This window comes from Enterobacter cloacae complex sp. 302F9 (genome assembly GCF_050030335.1).
Lineage (GTDB): Bacteria > Pseudomonadota > Gammaproteobacteria > Enterobacterales > Enterobacteriaceae > Enterobacter > Enterobacter hormaechei_C.
On record NZ_JBLGUC010000001.1, the window covers coordinates 3,845,702 to 3,860,505 of the forward strand.

At 53.6% G+C, this 14,804-nt stretch carries 16 protein-coding genes; 8 read left to right on the top strand and 8 right to left on the bottom strand.

All coding sequences use genetic code 11. The features are described 5' to 3' along the window. The first annotated feature begins 9 nt into the window (after positions 1–9). Positions 10–1,296 carry an ABC transporter substrate-binding protein gene (locus tag ACQG0T_RS18600; protein WP_252051577.1) on the top strand — a complete coding sequence of 429 codons (1,287 nt, stop codon included), beginning with the start codon at positions 10–12 and terminating at the stop codon, positions 1,294–1,296. Between the two features lie 84 nt (positions 1,297–1,380). Here the strand turns inward: ACQG0T_RS18600 and araE are convergent, their stop codons facing one another. The 3 genes from araE to kduI form a co-directional block, all read right to left on the bottom strand. Then, on the bottom strand, positions 1,381–2,796 hold the full coding sequence (gene araE / locus ACQG0T_RS18605; protein WP_023295370.1) for an arabinose-proton symporter AraE: 1,416 nt from the start codon (positions 2,794–2,796) through the stop codon (positions 1,381–1,383). A 312-nt stretch (positions 2,797–3,108) separates the two neighbouring features. Next, complete coding sequence (gene kduD, locus ACQG0T_RS18610) at positions 3,109–3,870, bottom strand: 2-dehydro-3-deoxy-D-gluconate 5-dehydrogenase KduD (protein WP_003862835.1); 762 nt, start codon at positions 3,868–3,870, stop codon at positions 3,109–3,111. A gap of 63 nt (positions 3,871–3,933) precedes the next feature. Then, on the bottom strand, positions 3,934–4,770 hold the full coding sequence (kduI, locus tag ACQG0T_RS18615; protein WP_023304358.1) for a 5-dehydro-4-deoxy-D-glucuronate isomerase: 837 nt from the start codon (positions 4,768–4,770) through the stop codon (positions 3,934–3,936). Between the two features lie 300 nt (positions 4,771–5,070). On the opposite strand from kduI, the gene ACQG0T_RS18620 reads away from it, so the two are divergent. Then, a complete protein-coding gene (locus tag ACQG0T_RS18620) occupies positions 5,071–6,246 on the top strand; it encodes an oligogalacturonate lyase family protein (protein WP_047745242.1) in 1,176 nt (391 codons plus the stop codon). Between the two features lie 205 nt (positions 6,247–6,451). On the opposite strand, the gene ACQG0T_RS18625 is transcribed toward ACQG0T_RS18620, so the two are convergent. From ACQG0T_RS18625 to ACQG0T_RS18635, 3 genes are all read right to left on the bottom strand, one after another. Continuing rightward, entirely contained in the window at positions 6,452–7,135 is a 684-nt protein-coding gene (locus tag ACQG0T_RS18625; RefSeq protein ID WP_023304360.1) for an oligogalacturonate-specific porin KdgM family protein, read from the bottom strand. A gap of 316 nt (positions 7,136–7,451) precedes the next feature. Further along, the gene (locus ACQG0T_RS18630; RefSeq protein WP_017692722.1) at positions 7,452–8,630 is read right to left on the bottom strand and encodes an acetyl-CoA C-acetyltransferase; all 1,179 of its coding nucleotides are present in this window, start codon (positions 8,628–8,630) and stop codon (positions 7,452–7,454) included. Between the two features lie 92 nt (positions 8,631–8,722). After that, positions 8,723–9,589 (bottom strand): LysR family transcriptional regulator, encoded by an 867-nt coding sequence (locus ACQG0T_RS18635; protein ID WP_032649394.1) that lies wholly within the window; start codon positions 9,587–9,589, stop codon positions 8,723–8,725. 101 nt (positions 9,590–9,690) lie between these two features. Here ACQG0T_RS18635 and ACQG0T_RS18640 point away from each other — a divergent pair, with 101 nt between their 5' ends. Together ACQG0T_RS18640 and ACQG0T_RS18645 are read left to right on the top strand one after the other, a co-directional pair. Then, entirely contained in the window at positions 9,691–10,155 is a 465-nt protein-coding gene (locus ACQG0T_RS18640; protein ID WP_045344638.1) for a multidrug/biocide efflux PACE transporter, read from the top strand. Positions 10,156–10,271: 116 nt separating this feature from the next. After that, positions 10,272–11,501: an amino acid permease gene (locus ACQG0T_RS18645; RefSeq protein ID WP_252051579.1), complete on the top strand. Its 1,230-nt coding sequence runs from the start codon at positions 10,272–10,274 to the stop codon at positions 11,499–11,501. A 33-nt stretch (positions 11,502–11,534) separates the two neighbouring features. Here ACQG0T_RS18645 and ACQG0T_RS18650 read toward each other — a convergent pair whose 3' ends face one another. Beyond that, complete coding sequence (locus ACQG0T_RS18650) at positions 11,535–11,807, bottom strand: GNAT family N-acetyltransferase (RefSeq protein WP_271040449.1); 273 nt, start codon at positions 11,805–11,807, stop codon at positions 11,535–11,537. 10 nt (positions 11,808–11,817) lie between these two features. Beyond that, positions 11,818–12,048, bottom strand: coding sequence for a 4Fe-4S mono-cluster protein YjdI (gene yjdI / locus ACQG0T_RS18655; protein ID WP_015571774.1), 231 nt, complete (start codon positions 12,046–12,048; stop codon positions 11,818–11,820). 453 nt (positions 12,049–12,501) lie between these two features. Between yjdI and ACQG0T_RS18660 the strand changes: the two genes are divergently transcribed. From ACQG0T_RS18660 to ACQG0T_RS18675, 4 genes are all read left to right on the top strand, one after another. After that, on the top strand, positions 12,502–12,690 hold the full coding sequence (locus ACQG0T_RS18660; protein ID WP_015571775.1) for a general stress protein: 189 nt from the start codon (positions 12,502–12,504) through the stop codon (positions 12,688–12,690). 90 nt (positions 12,691–12,780) lie between these two features. After that, entirely contained in the window at positions 12,781–13,278 is a 498-nt protein-coding gene (locus ACQG0T_RS18665; protein WP_003862851.1) for a ferritin-like domain-containing protein, read from the top strand. A 61-nt stretch (positions 13,279–13,339) separates the two neighbouring features. Further along, positions 13,340–13,846 (top strand): ferritin-like domain-containing protein, encoded by a 507-nt coding sequence (locus tag ACQG0T_RS18670; RefSeq protein ID WP_017382870.1) that lies wholly within the window; start codon positions 13,340–13,342, stop codon positions 13,844–13,846. A 17-nt stretch (positions 13,847–13,863) separates the two neighbouring features. Next, positions 13,864–14,736 (top strand): manganese catalase family protein, encoded by an 873-nt coding sequence (locus ACQG0T_RS18675; protein WP_015571777.1) that lies wholly within the window; start codon positions 13,864–13,866, stop codon positions 14,734–14,736. Positions 14,737–14,804: the final 68 nt, after the last annotated feature.

Here is a 14,804-nt window from a genome sequence, read left to right on the forward strand (position 1 = left end):
GTGATAAAAATGAAAAAAGTGCTTTTAAGCGCAGCAATCTCCGCGACCCTGGGCCTTACCGCTTTGCCATCGATGGCGCAGAATGTGGATTTACGGATGTCCTGGTGGGGCGGCAATGGCCGTCACCAGGTCACTCTGAAAGCGCTGGAAGAGTTCCATAAGCAGAACCCGGACATCAACGTAAAAGCGGAATACACCGGCTGGGACGGTCACCTCTCCCGTCTGACCACCCAGATTGCGGGCGGCACCGAGCCGGACGTGATGCAGACGAACTGGAACTGGCTGCCGATCTTCTCCAAAACCGGTGATGGCTTCTACGATCTGAACAAGATGAAGGACGTGATCGACCTGTCGCAGTTCGATCCCAAAGAGCTACAAACCACCACCGTGAACGGCAAGCTGAACGGCATTCCGATCTCGGTGACGGCGCGCGTGTTCTACTTCAATGACGAAACCTGGAAAAAAGCGGGTATTGCGTACCCGAAAACCTGGGACGAGCTGATGGCGGCCGGTAAAACCTTCGAGAGCAAGCTCGGCAAGCAATACTACCCGGTGATCCTGGAGCACCAGGATACGCTGGCGCTGCTGAATTCGTACATGATCCAGAAGTACAACATTCCTGCGGTGGATGAGAAAACCAAAAAGTTCAGCTACACAAAGGAACAGTGGGTGGAGTTTTTCCAGACCTACAAAAAGCTGATCGACAGCCACGTCATGCCGGACACCAAATACTATGCCTCGTTCGGTAAGAGCAACATGTATGAGATGAAGCCGTGGATCCAGGGTGAATGGGGCGGCACCTACATGTGGAACTCCACCATCAACAAATATTCCGACAACCTGAAGCCACCGGCGAAACTGGAGCTCGGCAGCTACCCAATGCTGCCGGGCGCCACCGACGCGGGTCTGTTCTTCAAACCGGCGCAGATGCTGTCGATTGGTAAGACAACCAAAAACCCGGAAGCGGCAGCGAAGCTGATTAACTTCCTGCTCAACAGCAAAGAAGGGGTTGATACGCTGGGTCTTGAGCGCGGCGTGCCGTTGAGCAAAGTGGCGGTGCAGTATCTGACCGAAGACGGCACCATTAAGGAGGACGATCCATCCGTGGCGGGCCTGCGCCTGGCGCAGTCGCTGCTGGCGAAACTCACCGTCTCGCCATACTTTGACGACCCACAGATTGTGGCGCAGTTCGGTACCTCTTTGCAGTATATCGACTACGGGCAGAAAACCGTGGAAGAGACGGCCGCTGACTTCCAGCGTCAGGCGGAGCGTATTTTGAGACGTGCGATGCGGTAAACACAAAGCCGGGTGGCGGCTACGCCTTACCCGGCCTACAGGCTATCGTAGACCCGGTAAGCGAAGCGCCACCGGGCAATGACATTACACGCCGATATTACGTAGTTTCTCCCCTCTCATCAGCTTGCGTTCAATATGCTCCAGGGTCACGCCTTTGGTTTCCGGAATCAGCCAGAAGGTCACGCCGATAAACGCCACGTTCAGCACCGTATAGAGCCAGAAGGTGCCTGCCGCGCCAATCGCATCCAGCAGCGTCAGGAAGGTCGCGCCAATGATCATGTTCGACACCCAGTTGGTGGTGGTGGAACAGGTGATACCAAAGTCACGGCATTTCAGCGGCTGAATTTCAGAGCACAGGATCCACACCACCGGCGCGGCGCTCATCGCGTAACCGGCGATGCACATCATGGTCATGCCGACGGAGAGCCAGGAGAGGCCGCTTGACGCCGTGCCGTTATCGAACTGCATCAGGCAGTAGCCGAGTATTAAGGTGCCGAGCGCCATCACGCTAAAGCCAATTTTCAGGGCCGGTTTACGTCCGGCCTTATCAACGGTGAACACCGCGATAAAGGTGGCGAACATAAAGGTCAGCCCTACCACCAGCGTGGCGATCATCTGCTGTTCGGTGGTGGTAAAACCGGCCATTTTAAAGATGCGTGGGGCGTAATACATGATGATGTTCATCCCCGTGAACTGCTGCATCGCCTGTAACAGCATGCCGAGGAACACCGCGCGGCGCACGTTGCGGTTTGCCTTAAACAGCGACCAGCCGCCCTGCTTCAGCTTCAGGCTCTCGCGGATTTCGTTCAGCTCTTCACGCGCTTTTTCAGACGTGTCGCGCAGCATTCGCAGCACCTCTTCCGCCTCCACGTGACGCCCTTTTTGCGCCAGCCAGCGCGGGCTGTTCGGCAGGAAAATGACTAACACAATCAGCAGCACCGCAGGCAGCGCCAACACGCCAAGCATTGCCCGCCAGTTGCCGCTGTAGCTGAAGTATGTATCCGACAGGAACGCCAGCACGATCCCGAGCGTCACCATCAGCTGGTACATGCTGATCATCTTCCCGCGCACGTTTTCGCTCGCCATTTCGGAGAGGTAAAGCGGCGCGGTGTAGGACGCGATACCCACCGCCACGCCCAGCAGCACGCGGGAGAGCAGCAGCACCTCAACGTTGATGGCAAACGCCGAGCCAATGGAACCGGCAACAAACAGGATCGCCCCAACCATCAGGCTGTATTTGCGCCCGAGACGGAACGACAGCCAGCCATTAAACAGTGCGCCGATGGCCGCACCCAGCATCATGCTGCTCACCACCCACTCTTGCAGGCGGTTGCTTAACGTAAAGTGGTCGGTAATAAAGGGCAGTGCGCCAGCGATAACGCCGATATCCAGACCAAACAGTAAACCGGCTACGGCGGCCGCAACAGAAACAAACTGGTTCATGCGTCGGGTATCGCGCAGCGCAGCGGGCATAAGGGTAGAGTCATTTACAGATGTCATAGTTTCCTGCCTCAACAGCGAAATTCGTTAAGTGAAATTACGAGATACCGGAAGAAAGTGTCAGGCCGGAACTGGTGAAGATATGGATTATTTCGCTACGACATACCGATCTGTGATGGACATTACAATTTCAAATCAGGGTGGTTTAACCTTATTTTTTATTAATTAGTTAATATTTAAGCAATAAATGTGTGACACCTGTCATTCATTCCTTTTCAGTATGGATTTTTCATCTTTAAGGATATGGATAAAGCCAATTTTGGCGCAAAAAAAACCTCCACCCGAGGGCAGAGGTTCTTTATTCGGGGTGAATTATCGTGCCAGCCAGCCGCCGTCAACGGCAACGGTGTAGCCGTTAATATAATCCGAAGCCGGGGACGCCAGGAACACAACCGGGCCCATCAGATCGCTCGGCAGACCCCAGCGACCCGCTGGAATACGCTCCAGGATTGCCGCGCTGCGCTCTTCATCCGCACGCAGCTGCTGGGTATTGTTGGTGGCCATGTAGCCCGGCGCAATCGCGTTGACGTTGATGTTGTGCTGCGCCCACTCGTTCGCCAGCAGACGGGTCACGCCCATCACGGCACTCTTCGATGCGGTGTAAGACGGCACGCGGATGCCGCCCTGGAAAGAGAGCATGGAGGCAATATTGATGATCTTGCCCCCTTTCCCCTGGGCGATGAAGTGCTTCGCAGCCGCCTGGGACATAAAGAACACGCTCTTGATGTTCAGATTCATCACGTCGTCCCAGTCCGTTTCGCTGAAGTTAATCGCGTCTTCACGACGGATCAGGCCGGCGTTGTTGACCAGAATATCGATATGCCCAAACTCCGCCACCGCGCGATCCAGCAGCTCAGGGATCGCATCGATTTTGCGCAGGTCCGCGGTCAGGCTCAGGAAACGGCGGCCCAGTGCGGTAACGCGCTCGATGGTTTCCGTTGGCTCAACGATGTTAATCCCGACGATATCGCAGCCCGCTTCAGCCAGACCTAACGCCATACCCTGCCCCAGCCCGGTGTCACAACCGGAAACCACAGCCACTTTACCTTGCAGAGAAAATGCATCCAGAATCATGTTTATTCCTTAATCGTTCAGCGCCTGTCAGCAACAGGCAGATATATACTTAACTGCCTGCGACTAGCGCAGATCCTTAACAGCGACGTGGTCCATGTCATCGAAGACCTGGTTTTCACCGACCATACCCCAGATAAAGGTATAGGCTTTCGTTCCCACGCCAGAGTGGATGGACCAGCTCGGCGAAATGACCGCCTGCTCGTTGTGCATAACGATATGGCGCGTCTCCTGCGGCTGTCCCATCATGTGGAACACGCAGGCGTCTTCATCCATGTTGAAATAGAAGTAGACCTCCATGCGGCGCTCGTGGGTATGGCACGGCATGGTGTTCCACAGGTTGCCCGGCGCAAGTTCGGTCAGCCCCATGCTGAGCTGACAGGTTTCCAGCACATCCGGAACAAAGTATTTGTTGATGGTGCGACGGTTGCTGGTGAGGTTATCGCCAAGGGTCACCGGGGCAACATCCGCTGGCGTGACTTTTTTGGTGGGGTAAGTCGTATGAGCCGGGGCGCAGTTGTAGTAAAACTTCGCCGGTTTGCTGCCATCAATGCTGGCGAACACCACTTCTTTCGCCCCTTTGCCGACGTACAGCGCGTCGCGGTGACCAATTTCGTAGCACTGGCCATCAACGGTAATGGTGCCCGGCCCGCCGATGTTAATCACGCCCAGTTCACGGCGTTCGAGGAAGTAGCTCACGCCCAGCTGTTTGCCCACTTCACCGCCCACGGAGACGGTTTTCGCCACCGGCATAATCCCGCCCACAATAATGCGGTCAATATGGCTGTAGAGCATGGTGTACTTGTCGGCTTCGAACACTTGCTCAACTAAAAACTCACTGCGCAGCCCCTGAGTATCCAGCGTTTTAGCGTGCGCACTGTGGATGCTTTGTCTGACGTCCACGTAAACCTCCAGAATTGATCGTGCCCGAAGGCAAAGATAATTAACGAAACAACGTTCCGTTTTCGTGATGAACACATATTATCCCCTGACCACGGGGTTTTCAATTGAATTTAAAACAACGTTTCATTTTTTCTGCTTGTTTATGCCAGAAATGGTGTTTCGATCACGATAAATCTTTAAGACCCTCAATCTGGTTAATGAAACTGAGAAAGTGCGCTGTCAGTCACACATAATGAAACAACGTTTTGATAATTTATCACCTAGTTTTCAACCTACATTACGCGTTCAAAGGAGTGCATTATGGCTAAAGGTATGCGGGTCAAGCTGAACTATGAGGTCAGCCGCGATCCGGATACAGGCGTGGAAGTCACCCGCCTGACCCCACCGGAAGTAACCTGTCATCGCAACTACTTTTATCAGAAGTGCTTCTTTAACGATGGCAGCCACCTGCTGTTCGCCGGGGAGTTCGACGGTCACTGGAACTATTACCTGTTGGATCTGAAAAACGCCGAAGCGGTACAGTTGACCGAAGGCGCGGGCGATAACACCTTTGGCGGGTTTCTCTCTCCGGACGATAAATCCCTCTACTATGTGAAGAACGATCGCACCCTGCTGGAGGTGGATTTACAGACGCTGGCAGAGCGCGAAGTGTACCGCGTACCGGAAGAGTGGGTCGGCTACGGCACCTGGGTCGCGAACAGCGACTGCACCAAACTGGTGGGTATTGAGATTGCCAGACGTGACTGGACGCCACTCAACGACTGGAAAATTTTCCACGACTTCTTCCACAAAGGGCCGCACTGCCGCCTGCTGCGCGTTGATCTGAAAACGGGTGAAAGCACCACCATTCATGACGAGAAGATCTGGCTGGGACATCCGATATATCGCCCGTTCGATGACAATACCGTGGCCTTCTGTCATGAAGGGCCGCACGACCTGGTCGACGCCCGCATGTGGCTGGTGAACGAAGATGGCAGCAACGTGCGGAAAGTGAAAACGCACGCGGAAGGTGAAAGCTGTACACATGAATTTTGGGTGCCGGACGGGTCCGCGCTGATCTACGTTTCTTACCTGAAAGGTCAGCAAGGGCGCACCATCTCCCGCTTCAACCCGGACACCGGCGTGAATGAAGCGGTAATGAATATGCCCGCCTGTTCGCACCTGATGAGCAACGTCGACGGCACCCTGCTGGTTGGCGACGGCTCCGGTACGCCTGTCGATGTGAAAGACACCGGCGGCTACACCATTGATAACGATCCTTATCTGTATGCCTTTGACGTGGCGAAGAAAGCCTGTTACCGCATCGCCCGTCATGACACCTCATGGGCTACGGTGGCGAACAGCCGCCAGGTAACCCACCCGCATCCGTCCTTCACGCCGGACGAAAAAGCGGTGCTGTACAGTTCCGATAAAGACGGCAAACCGGCCCTCTATATCGCGAAACTCCCCGAGCAACCTGAAATGTTGCATGTCTGATTTGAGTTAGTGTTTCTGTAACTGGCCTTGCCCTCCGATTCGGAGGGCTTTTTTTTGGGTGATTGCGCGGCGCTTTTTGCCGGGTGGCGCTTCGCTTACCCGGCCTACGAAACGACGGATTGGAAGGAAGGTGTAGGTCGGATAAGAAGGTGTAGGCCGGGTAAGCGAAGCGCCACCCGGCGGTTTTAGCGAAGAAGATAAATTATCAGAAGGAGTACGCCACGCCTAAACGGAAACGGGTCTGGCGTTCGTCCGTGTCTTTAACCCCCACGTTGCCCACCTCCACATACGGCGCCCAGTTTTTATCCCATTTGTAGGCCAGCTTGGCGTTATATTCGTTGGAATAATCTTTATTGTTATTTCGGGCCACGCCTTCAGAACTTTTCGCGTAAACATAGTTCAGCTCGGTACGCCAGTCACCTAATACCCAACCGACCCACGCATCGCCACGGTTAACTTTATCATCGTCCTTATTTGAGCTTGACGGGTAGCGGGTATATTCGTAACGGTAACGCGCAGCCACGTAGAAGCCATTATCGAAGCTATATTGCACATGCAGATTCGGTTTATAAATGGTGCGACTGTCTGTGCTTTCAATCGTAAACGCAGGGGTCAGGGCAATATTGTCTGTCGCTTTCCAGCGCCAGCTAATCTGATCTTCGTGACCGTTCCCCACTACATCCGCGAATGGCTGATCTGCCTTGTCCCCCCCTGATTTCCACTTCGCCTCGACTGAAAAACCGAAGCCATTATCAAAGCGGTGCGAGACGGCAACACGGTCGGCATTCGAGCCGCTGTCAATATATTCGTGACGCAGATCGATGGTAACGGCGCTAGCCGCAAAAGAGGCACTAATAAGGGAAGCAAGGAGCAGAGATTTCTTAAACATGAAAAAACCCTCAATTAAAATAACGTTTCGTTTTTATGAAACTTGAGTTTATTTTTTATGCACCGTTATTTTAGTGACAAGGATCGAAATTATTTGTTTCATTTTTTTTGGCAAAGATTGACGTGAACCCCATCAACAAAAAAAGGGTATTAACCGTAAATTTCAGGCGTGAGATCACATTAAGCACTTCACAAAGCAAATAATTAACCGCGCAATAATTATTGCGGGCTTCAGAAAGAACGCATAAGTGTTAAAAAAGGATTCTGCGGACACAAAAAAACCTCCCGTGGGAGGTTTCTGTGCGCAGAGGGAGAAATTACCGTTCGATAGCCAGGGCCACCCCCTGCCCCCCGCCAATACAGAGCGTTGCGATCCCTTTTCGGGCGTTACGCTTTTTCATTTCGTGGACCAGCGACACCAGAATGCGGCAGCCGGAGGCGCCAATGGGATGGCCCAGCGCGATGGCTCCGCCGTTGACGTTGACCCGCAGCGGATCCCATTCCAGCATTTTCCCGACCGAGATCGCCTGTGCAGCAAAAGCTTCGTTGACCTCAATCAGATCCACATCGTTCAACTCCCAGCCCGCCCGCTCCAGGCAGCGGCGCGTGGCATAGACCGGGGCGATCCCCATTAACGCGGGATCAACGCCCACGCTGGCAAACGCTTTGATCCGCGCCAGCACCGGCAGCGCCAGCTCCTGGGCTTTGCTTTCACTCATCATCATCACCGCCGCCGCACCGTCGTTAATGGATGAGGCGTTGCCTGCCGTTACGGAACCGAGCGTTTCAAAGGCCGGATCGAGTTTTGCCAGCCCTTCTGCGCTGGCATCGGTGCGCGGCTGCTCGTCGGTATCGACGATGAGCGCTTCACCGTTCTGGCGCTGGGTACTGACCGGGACAATTTCATCGCGAAAACGCCCGGAGTCGATCGCTGCACGCGCTTTTTGCTGTGAGCTGAGGGCATATGCATCCTGAAGCTCGCGGCTGATACCGTATTCCCGCGCCAGGTTTTCCGCCGTTACGCCCATATGGTAGTCGTTGAAGGCGTCCCACAGCCCGTCGTGAACCAGGCTGTCAAGCAGCTGACTATTCCCGAGCTGCGCGCCGGTCCGGCTGTCGGTCAGGACATGCGGGGCGCGGCTCATATTCTCCTGCCCGCCGGCAATGACCACGTCCGCTTCACCGCACTGGATGGCCTGCGTCGCAAGATGGAGCGCTTTCAAACCTGAACCACAGACGTCGTTGATGGTAATTGCCGAAACGGTATTAGGCAGGCCGCCCTTCAGCGCCGCCTGGCGCGCAGGGTTTTGTCCCGCGCCAGCGGTCAGCACCTGGCCCAGGATCACCTCATCAATTTCATGTGCGGCAACCCCGCTGCGTTCCACCAGCGCTCTTACCACCACGCTGCCAAGATCAACCGCAGAGTGACGCGCAAGCGCTCCCTGAAAACAGCCGATAGCCGTACGTAACGCACCCACTATAACGACATCTTTCATCACGACCTCTGTGCAAAATGACATGACGATAGTAGAGGATTGTTATCAACAATTGACGCAAATGTTTAAAATTAGTGAGTTTAGTCACAGGATTATCGTGCGTCCTGCAAGTACTGGCGCAGCCAGCTTCCGGCGACGCCGGGCGGGGTTCGTTTGTTCCATACCAGATCGATGGCAATCGACCTCGGCCAGCCCGGCACGTTCAGCTGCACCAGCGATTTCGACGCGGCAAATTCGTCGACCAGCGCGCAGGGTAACGCGCACCAGCCAAAGCCCTGTACCGCCATGCTCAGCAGTAACAGGTAATTCGGCGCAGACCAGACCGGCCCGCGCGAAAGGGGCGCTTCCCGTTCAAGATAGGTGCTCAACCGCAGCTCGCGCCAGCCATGCAGCTCGTCCGCCTGCGTCTCATGTTGCCCTGCCAGAGGATGTCCGGCAGAAACGTAGATGGCCATCCGCGTCTGCATAGGCAGACGGGTCGCGCCAATATCGGTCGGGTAGCTGTCGCGCGCTTCCGTCAGGCCAATTTGCGCCCGCTCCTTTTGCAGCAGATCGATCACGTCCTCCTCTTCTCCAATCAGGCACTCAAATTCCGTGTGCGGAAAACGCTGGTCGAACTGGCTCATCATCTGTTCCAGCACGGCCGGGTTAAGCGTATCGGAGAGAACAAAGGTAAAACGCGCCTCCGTTTGCGCGGTTAAAGATACGGCCAGCTCATCCAGGCGCGCGCTGGCGGCGAGTATCGACTGGACATAGCCCAGCACCTGTTCACCCTGGGCGGTTAATACCGGGTGACGCGCCGAGCGATCGAACAGCTCAAAGCCAAGGTCAGCTTCAAGGTTGGCAATGGAGGTGCTGATGGTGGACTGGCTTTTACGCAGCCGCCGTGCCGCAGCAGAAAACGAACCTGCGGCGACAGTTTCAACAAACGCGGTCAGTGCTTCGGGAGAGTAACGCATGATGTATCTACTTTATCGATGGATACCATCTTTTATATATCACCTTAAACGATAAGAATAGGCCGCATCAACGCCCATACTGGCGTCAATATGAGGTAAATATGCAACATCAGGATGCACTCCAACGTAAATTGCCGGAGCGGATCTTCCATGCCGTCTGTTTTGAAGGCATTGCTACGGCGATCCTCGCCCCGACGGCCGCGTGGCTAATGCAGCGCTCGGTGGTTGAAATGGGGGGTCTCACCATTATTCTGGCGACCACGGCAATGCTCTGGAACATTATCTATAACTTTGGCTTCGACCGTTTCTGGCCCGTCCAGCGGGTGAAGCGCACGGCGAAAGTGCGCGCCCTGCATGCCCTGGGTTTTGAATGCGGCTTTATTGTGATTGGCGTAACCATCGTTGCCGCCGTGCTGGGCGTGACGCTGCTCCAGGCTTTTACCCTGGAATTTGGTTTCTTTCTGTTCTTCCTGCCGTACACCATGCTCTACAACTGGGCGTACGACACCCTGCGGGAGAAAATCATCAAGCGCCGCCAGCAACGACGCGCCCTGGCAAGCGAATAACCTTCCGGCCGGAGACCTGCTCCGGCCCACCCCCTGCGAAGCAACGGCGACCTCAACGCATAATTATGGTAAATTGCACTCCTTTTTGTTCGTTTTATAGTTGATACGTTGCTCTAATGTCGAAAATTTGGTCAAAAGAAGAGACTCTCTGGAGTTTCGCCCTCTACGGCACTGCCGTGGGCGCAGGAACCCTGTTCTTGCCCATTCAGCTCGGCTCTGCTGGCGCGATTGTCCTGCTGATCACCGCCCTTGTGGCGTATCCCTTAACCTACTGGCCGCATAAAGCGCTGGCGCAATTTATTCTGTCGTCGAAGACGAAAGGCAACGAAGGGATCACCGGTGCCGTTTCGCATTACTACGGCAAAAAGATCGGCAACCTGATCACCACACTCTATTTTGTGGCCTTCTTTGTGGTAGTTCTGATTTACGCGGTGGCGATAACCAACTCACTCACTGAACAGCTGGCGAAACGGATGACGGTGGATACCGGCATGCGGATGCTGGTGAGCTTTGGCGTAGTGCTGATTTTGAATCTGATCTTCCTGATGGGGCGGCACATCACCATTAAGGTGATGGGTTTCCTTGTCTTTCCGCTGATCGCCTATTTCCTGTTTGTCTCGCTGTATCTGACGGGCAGCTGGCAGCCGTCGCTGCTGACCAGCCAGATGGCCTTCGACCAGCATACGCTGCACCAGGTGTGGATTTCGATCCCGGTGATGGTTTTCGCTTTTAGCCATACTCCGATCATCTCGACCTTCGCCGTAGACCGTCGCGAGAAATGTGGTGAAGAGGCGATGGGTAAATGCAAAAAAATCATGAAAGTGGCGTACCTGATCATCTGCCTCAGCGTGCTGTTCTTTGTGTTCAGCTGCCTGCTTTCGATTCCACCGTCGTATATCGTGGCGGCAAAAGAGGAAGGGGTGACGATCCTGTCCGCGCTGTCGATGATGCCATCGTCCCCGGCATGGCTGGGCATTTCCGGCATTATCGTGGCGATTATTGCGATGTCGAAATCGTTCCTCGGCACCTATTTTGGCGTGATTGAAGGGGCAACGGAAATTGTGAAATCGTCGCTGAATCAGGTGGGTGTGAAGAAAAGCCGCGCCTTTAACCGCGCGATTTCGATTCTCGGCGTGTCGCTGATTACCTTTGCGGTCTGCTGCATCAACCCGAATGCGATCTCAATGATTTATGCCATCAGCGGTCCGCTTATCGCCATGATCCTGTTCATCATGCCGACGCTGTCGACGTACCTGATCCCGTCATTAAAACCGTACCGCTCCATCGGTAACCTGCTGACGCTGATTGTGGGTGTGCTGTGTGTGTCGGTGATGTTTGTGGGTTGAGTATGCTGCCCGGCGCAATGCCGGGCATCTGTTTTACGCCCGAATATCGTCATACTCCCGCGTATTATCAAACTCATGCTTCGCAAATGGACACAGCGGGATAATTTTACGATTCTCACCGCGAATCTTCTCTACCACCTTCGCCACCAGCTGTTTACCCACACCCTGCCCTTTCAGGCTCGGATCCACATCGGTGTGCTCAATGATGCTCAGATGCTCGCCGGTCGGGACAAAGACGATCTCCGCTACCTGATTGCCTTCGGCGTCGTTGACGTAAAACTTGTTATGGCCTTCAAGAATTTCCATGGTTCCTCGCTTATTTTTGGCGGTACTTCAGCGCACCGCTCGGGCAGGTATCAATTACGCGCATAACCGTTTCTGCATCTACTTCATCCGGCGCGATCCATGGTTTACGCTTCAGATCGAACAGCTTCGCGCTGCCGCGCACGCAGTTGCCCGAGTGTTTGCAGATCCCGGTGTTGAAGTAGACATCGATTTTCTCACCGGTATAGGCCCGGTACCCCGCATCCAGTAGCTCCTGATCCATGACATTGCCTCTGTAATTATTGTGGTGACAAAAGAAGCATACCCTCACCCGATCCGCCTGACCACGTCAAAAACGAGGTTTAGCCACACTCTTTTCAGCGCATGACTTCTTCACGTTCATAGGATTATTCCGAATACAAGAACACCCGTTGCGAAGATATATTTTTGCGCTGTGTCAATTCTTGTAATAATTCACGCCACGTTCACATTAGGATTATTAGCTAAGCGCAATCTTAACCTCCGGATTTATTTTCATCTAACTGATGGATTTCCCATCCGTTTTTAAAACTCGTAACGAAGCGGTATTTCTTCACTCCCTGCAAAATTACCGCAAAACAACCCAGACAAGAAATTTGACTCTTCTCACATAACGACTAATGTTAATTTCTGAACGACAACTGATACGAATTACTTATCGTATCTCCTGACATAAACGCAACATGAGGGTTGATATATGGCAGAGCAACATCGTGGTGGTTCCGGTAATTTCGCTGAAGACCGTGAAAAGGCATCAGAAGCTGGACGTAAAGGCGGCCAGCACAGCGGCGGTAATTTCAAAAACGATCCGCAACGCGCATCTGAAGCGGGTAAGAAAGGGGGTCAGAGTAGTCATGGCGGAGGCCGTAAATCTGATAACTCCTGATCTTATTTAAAGCTCTTATAAATATACCGAGAGCATGCTGCGGGCCCGTCGGCTCGCAGTACCTTCCCTTTATTTCACTGGAGCGAAAATATGAATATGAAAACTGTTGAAGATGTATTTATTCACCTGTTATCCGACACCTACAGCGCTGAGAAGCAGCTGACCCGCGCGCTAAGCAAATTAGCTCGCGCCGCATCCAGCGAGAAGCTGAGTGCCGCGTTCACGGCTCACCTCGAAGAGACGCAGGGACAGATCGAACGTATCGATCAGATTATTGAGCAGGAATCCGGCCTCAAACTGAAGCGCATGAAATGCGTTGCGATGGAAGGCTTAATTGAAGAAGCCAACGAAGTTATTGAGAGCACTGAGAAAAATGAAGTGCGTGACGCTGCATTAATTGCCGCAGCTCAGAAAGTTGAACATTACGAAATTGCCAGCTACGGCACCCTGGCCACCCTGGCTGAACAATTAGGCTATAAAAAAGCCGTTAAACTTCTTGCCGAAACGCTGGAAGAAGAAAAAGAAACCGATCTCAAATTAACCGATCTGGCTGTCGGTAATATTAATCAAAAAGCCCAGAAAGGATAATTAATATCTGATGAGCATCAGCACCAAAAATTAACCAGAAAATAAATCACAGGAGTTAATTATGAATCATGTAGAACACTACCATGATTGGCTACGCGATGCCCATGCGATGGAAAAGCAAGCCGAATCCATGCTGGAATCAATGGCCAGCCGTATTGATAATTATCCCGACTTACGTGCACGAATTGAACAACACGTTAATGAGACTAAACACCAAATTACCGTGCTGGAAGAAATTCTCGACCGCAATGATATTTCCCGTTCGGTCATAAAAGATTCCATGAGTAAAATGGCGGCGCTCGGCCAGTCCATTGGCGGCATGTTCCCTTCCGACGAAATTGTTAAAGGCTCTATCAGCGGCTACGTTTTTGAGCAGTTTGAAATTGCCTGCTACACCTCTCTGCTGGCTGCGGCCAAACAAGCGGGCGATACCGCCTCCATTCCAGCCCTTGAATCCATTCTGGAAGAAGAGCGCCAGATGGCAGACTGGCTGCTCCAGCATATTCCACAGACGACGGAACAGTTCCTGCTGCGCTCCGACGCGGATGGCGTTGAAGCTAAAAAATAACGAAATAGGGAGAATGTATGTTTCGACACGTAAAACAGCTGCAATACACGGTACGCGTAGCCGAACCGAATCCGGGCCTGGCCAATCTTCTGCTTGAGCAGTTTGGCGGGCCACAAGGCGAACTTGCCGCGGCATGTCGTTACTTTACGCAAGGATTGAGCGACGACGATCCCGGTCGTAAAGATATGCTGATGGATATCGCGACCGAGGAGTTAAGTCACCTGGAAATTATCGGCACCCTGGTGGGTATGCTCAATAAGGGTGCGAAAGGCGAACTGGCGGAAGGCGTTGAAAATGAAGCGGAACTGTACCGCTCCATGACCGAGAACGGCAACGACAGTCATATCACCTCCCTGCTCTACGGCGGCGGTACTCCGCTTACTAACTCCGCAGGCGTACCGTGGACGGCGGCGTACGTGGATACCATTGGCGAACCGACCGCGGATCTGCGCTCTAACATAGCGGCCGAGGCGCGCGCCAAAATTATCTACGAACGGCTTATTAACGTAACGGACGATCCGGGTGTTAAAGATGCGCTGGCGTTTTTAATGACGCGTGAGGCAGCACACCAGCTCTCGTTTGAGAAGGCGCTTCAGTCGATCCGTAACAATTTCCCACCGGGTAAATTGCCGCCAATCGAAGAGTACACCAACAAGTACTACAATATGTCTGAGGGGGGAGAAGTTCGCGGCAGCTGGAACAGCGATAAGCACTTCGACTACGTGGAATCTCCTCAGCCAGCGGTCGATGGCGGTGACGGCGGCGCAAGCGTAACGCTCACTACAGAGCAGGAAACGCTGGTCAAAGCGATGTGCGCACGCACGAAATCCGACCCCAATGCCGATCCGCTTACCGGTGCCGAGCTTGGTGCAGGTAAGAAAAAACCGTAACCGGTTTTGCCAGGCAGCCTGAGGCTGTCTGGCAATGCCTTGTGCGCTATCAGTTCCAGAGGTACGGA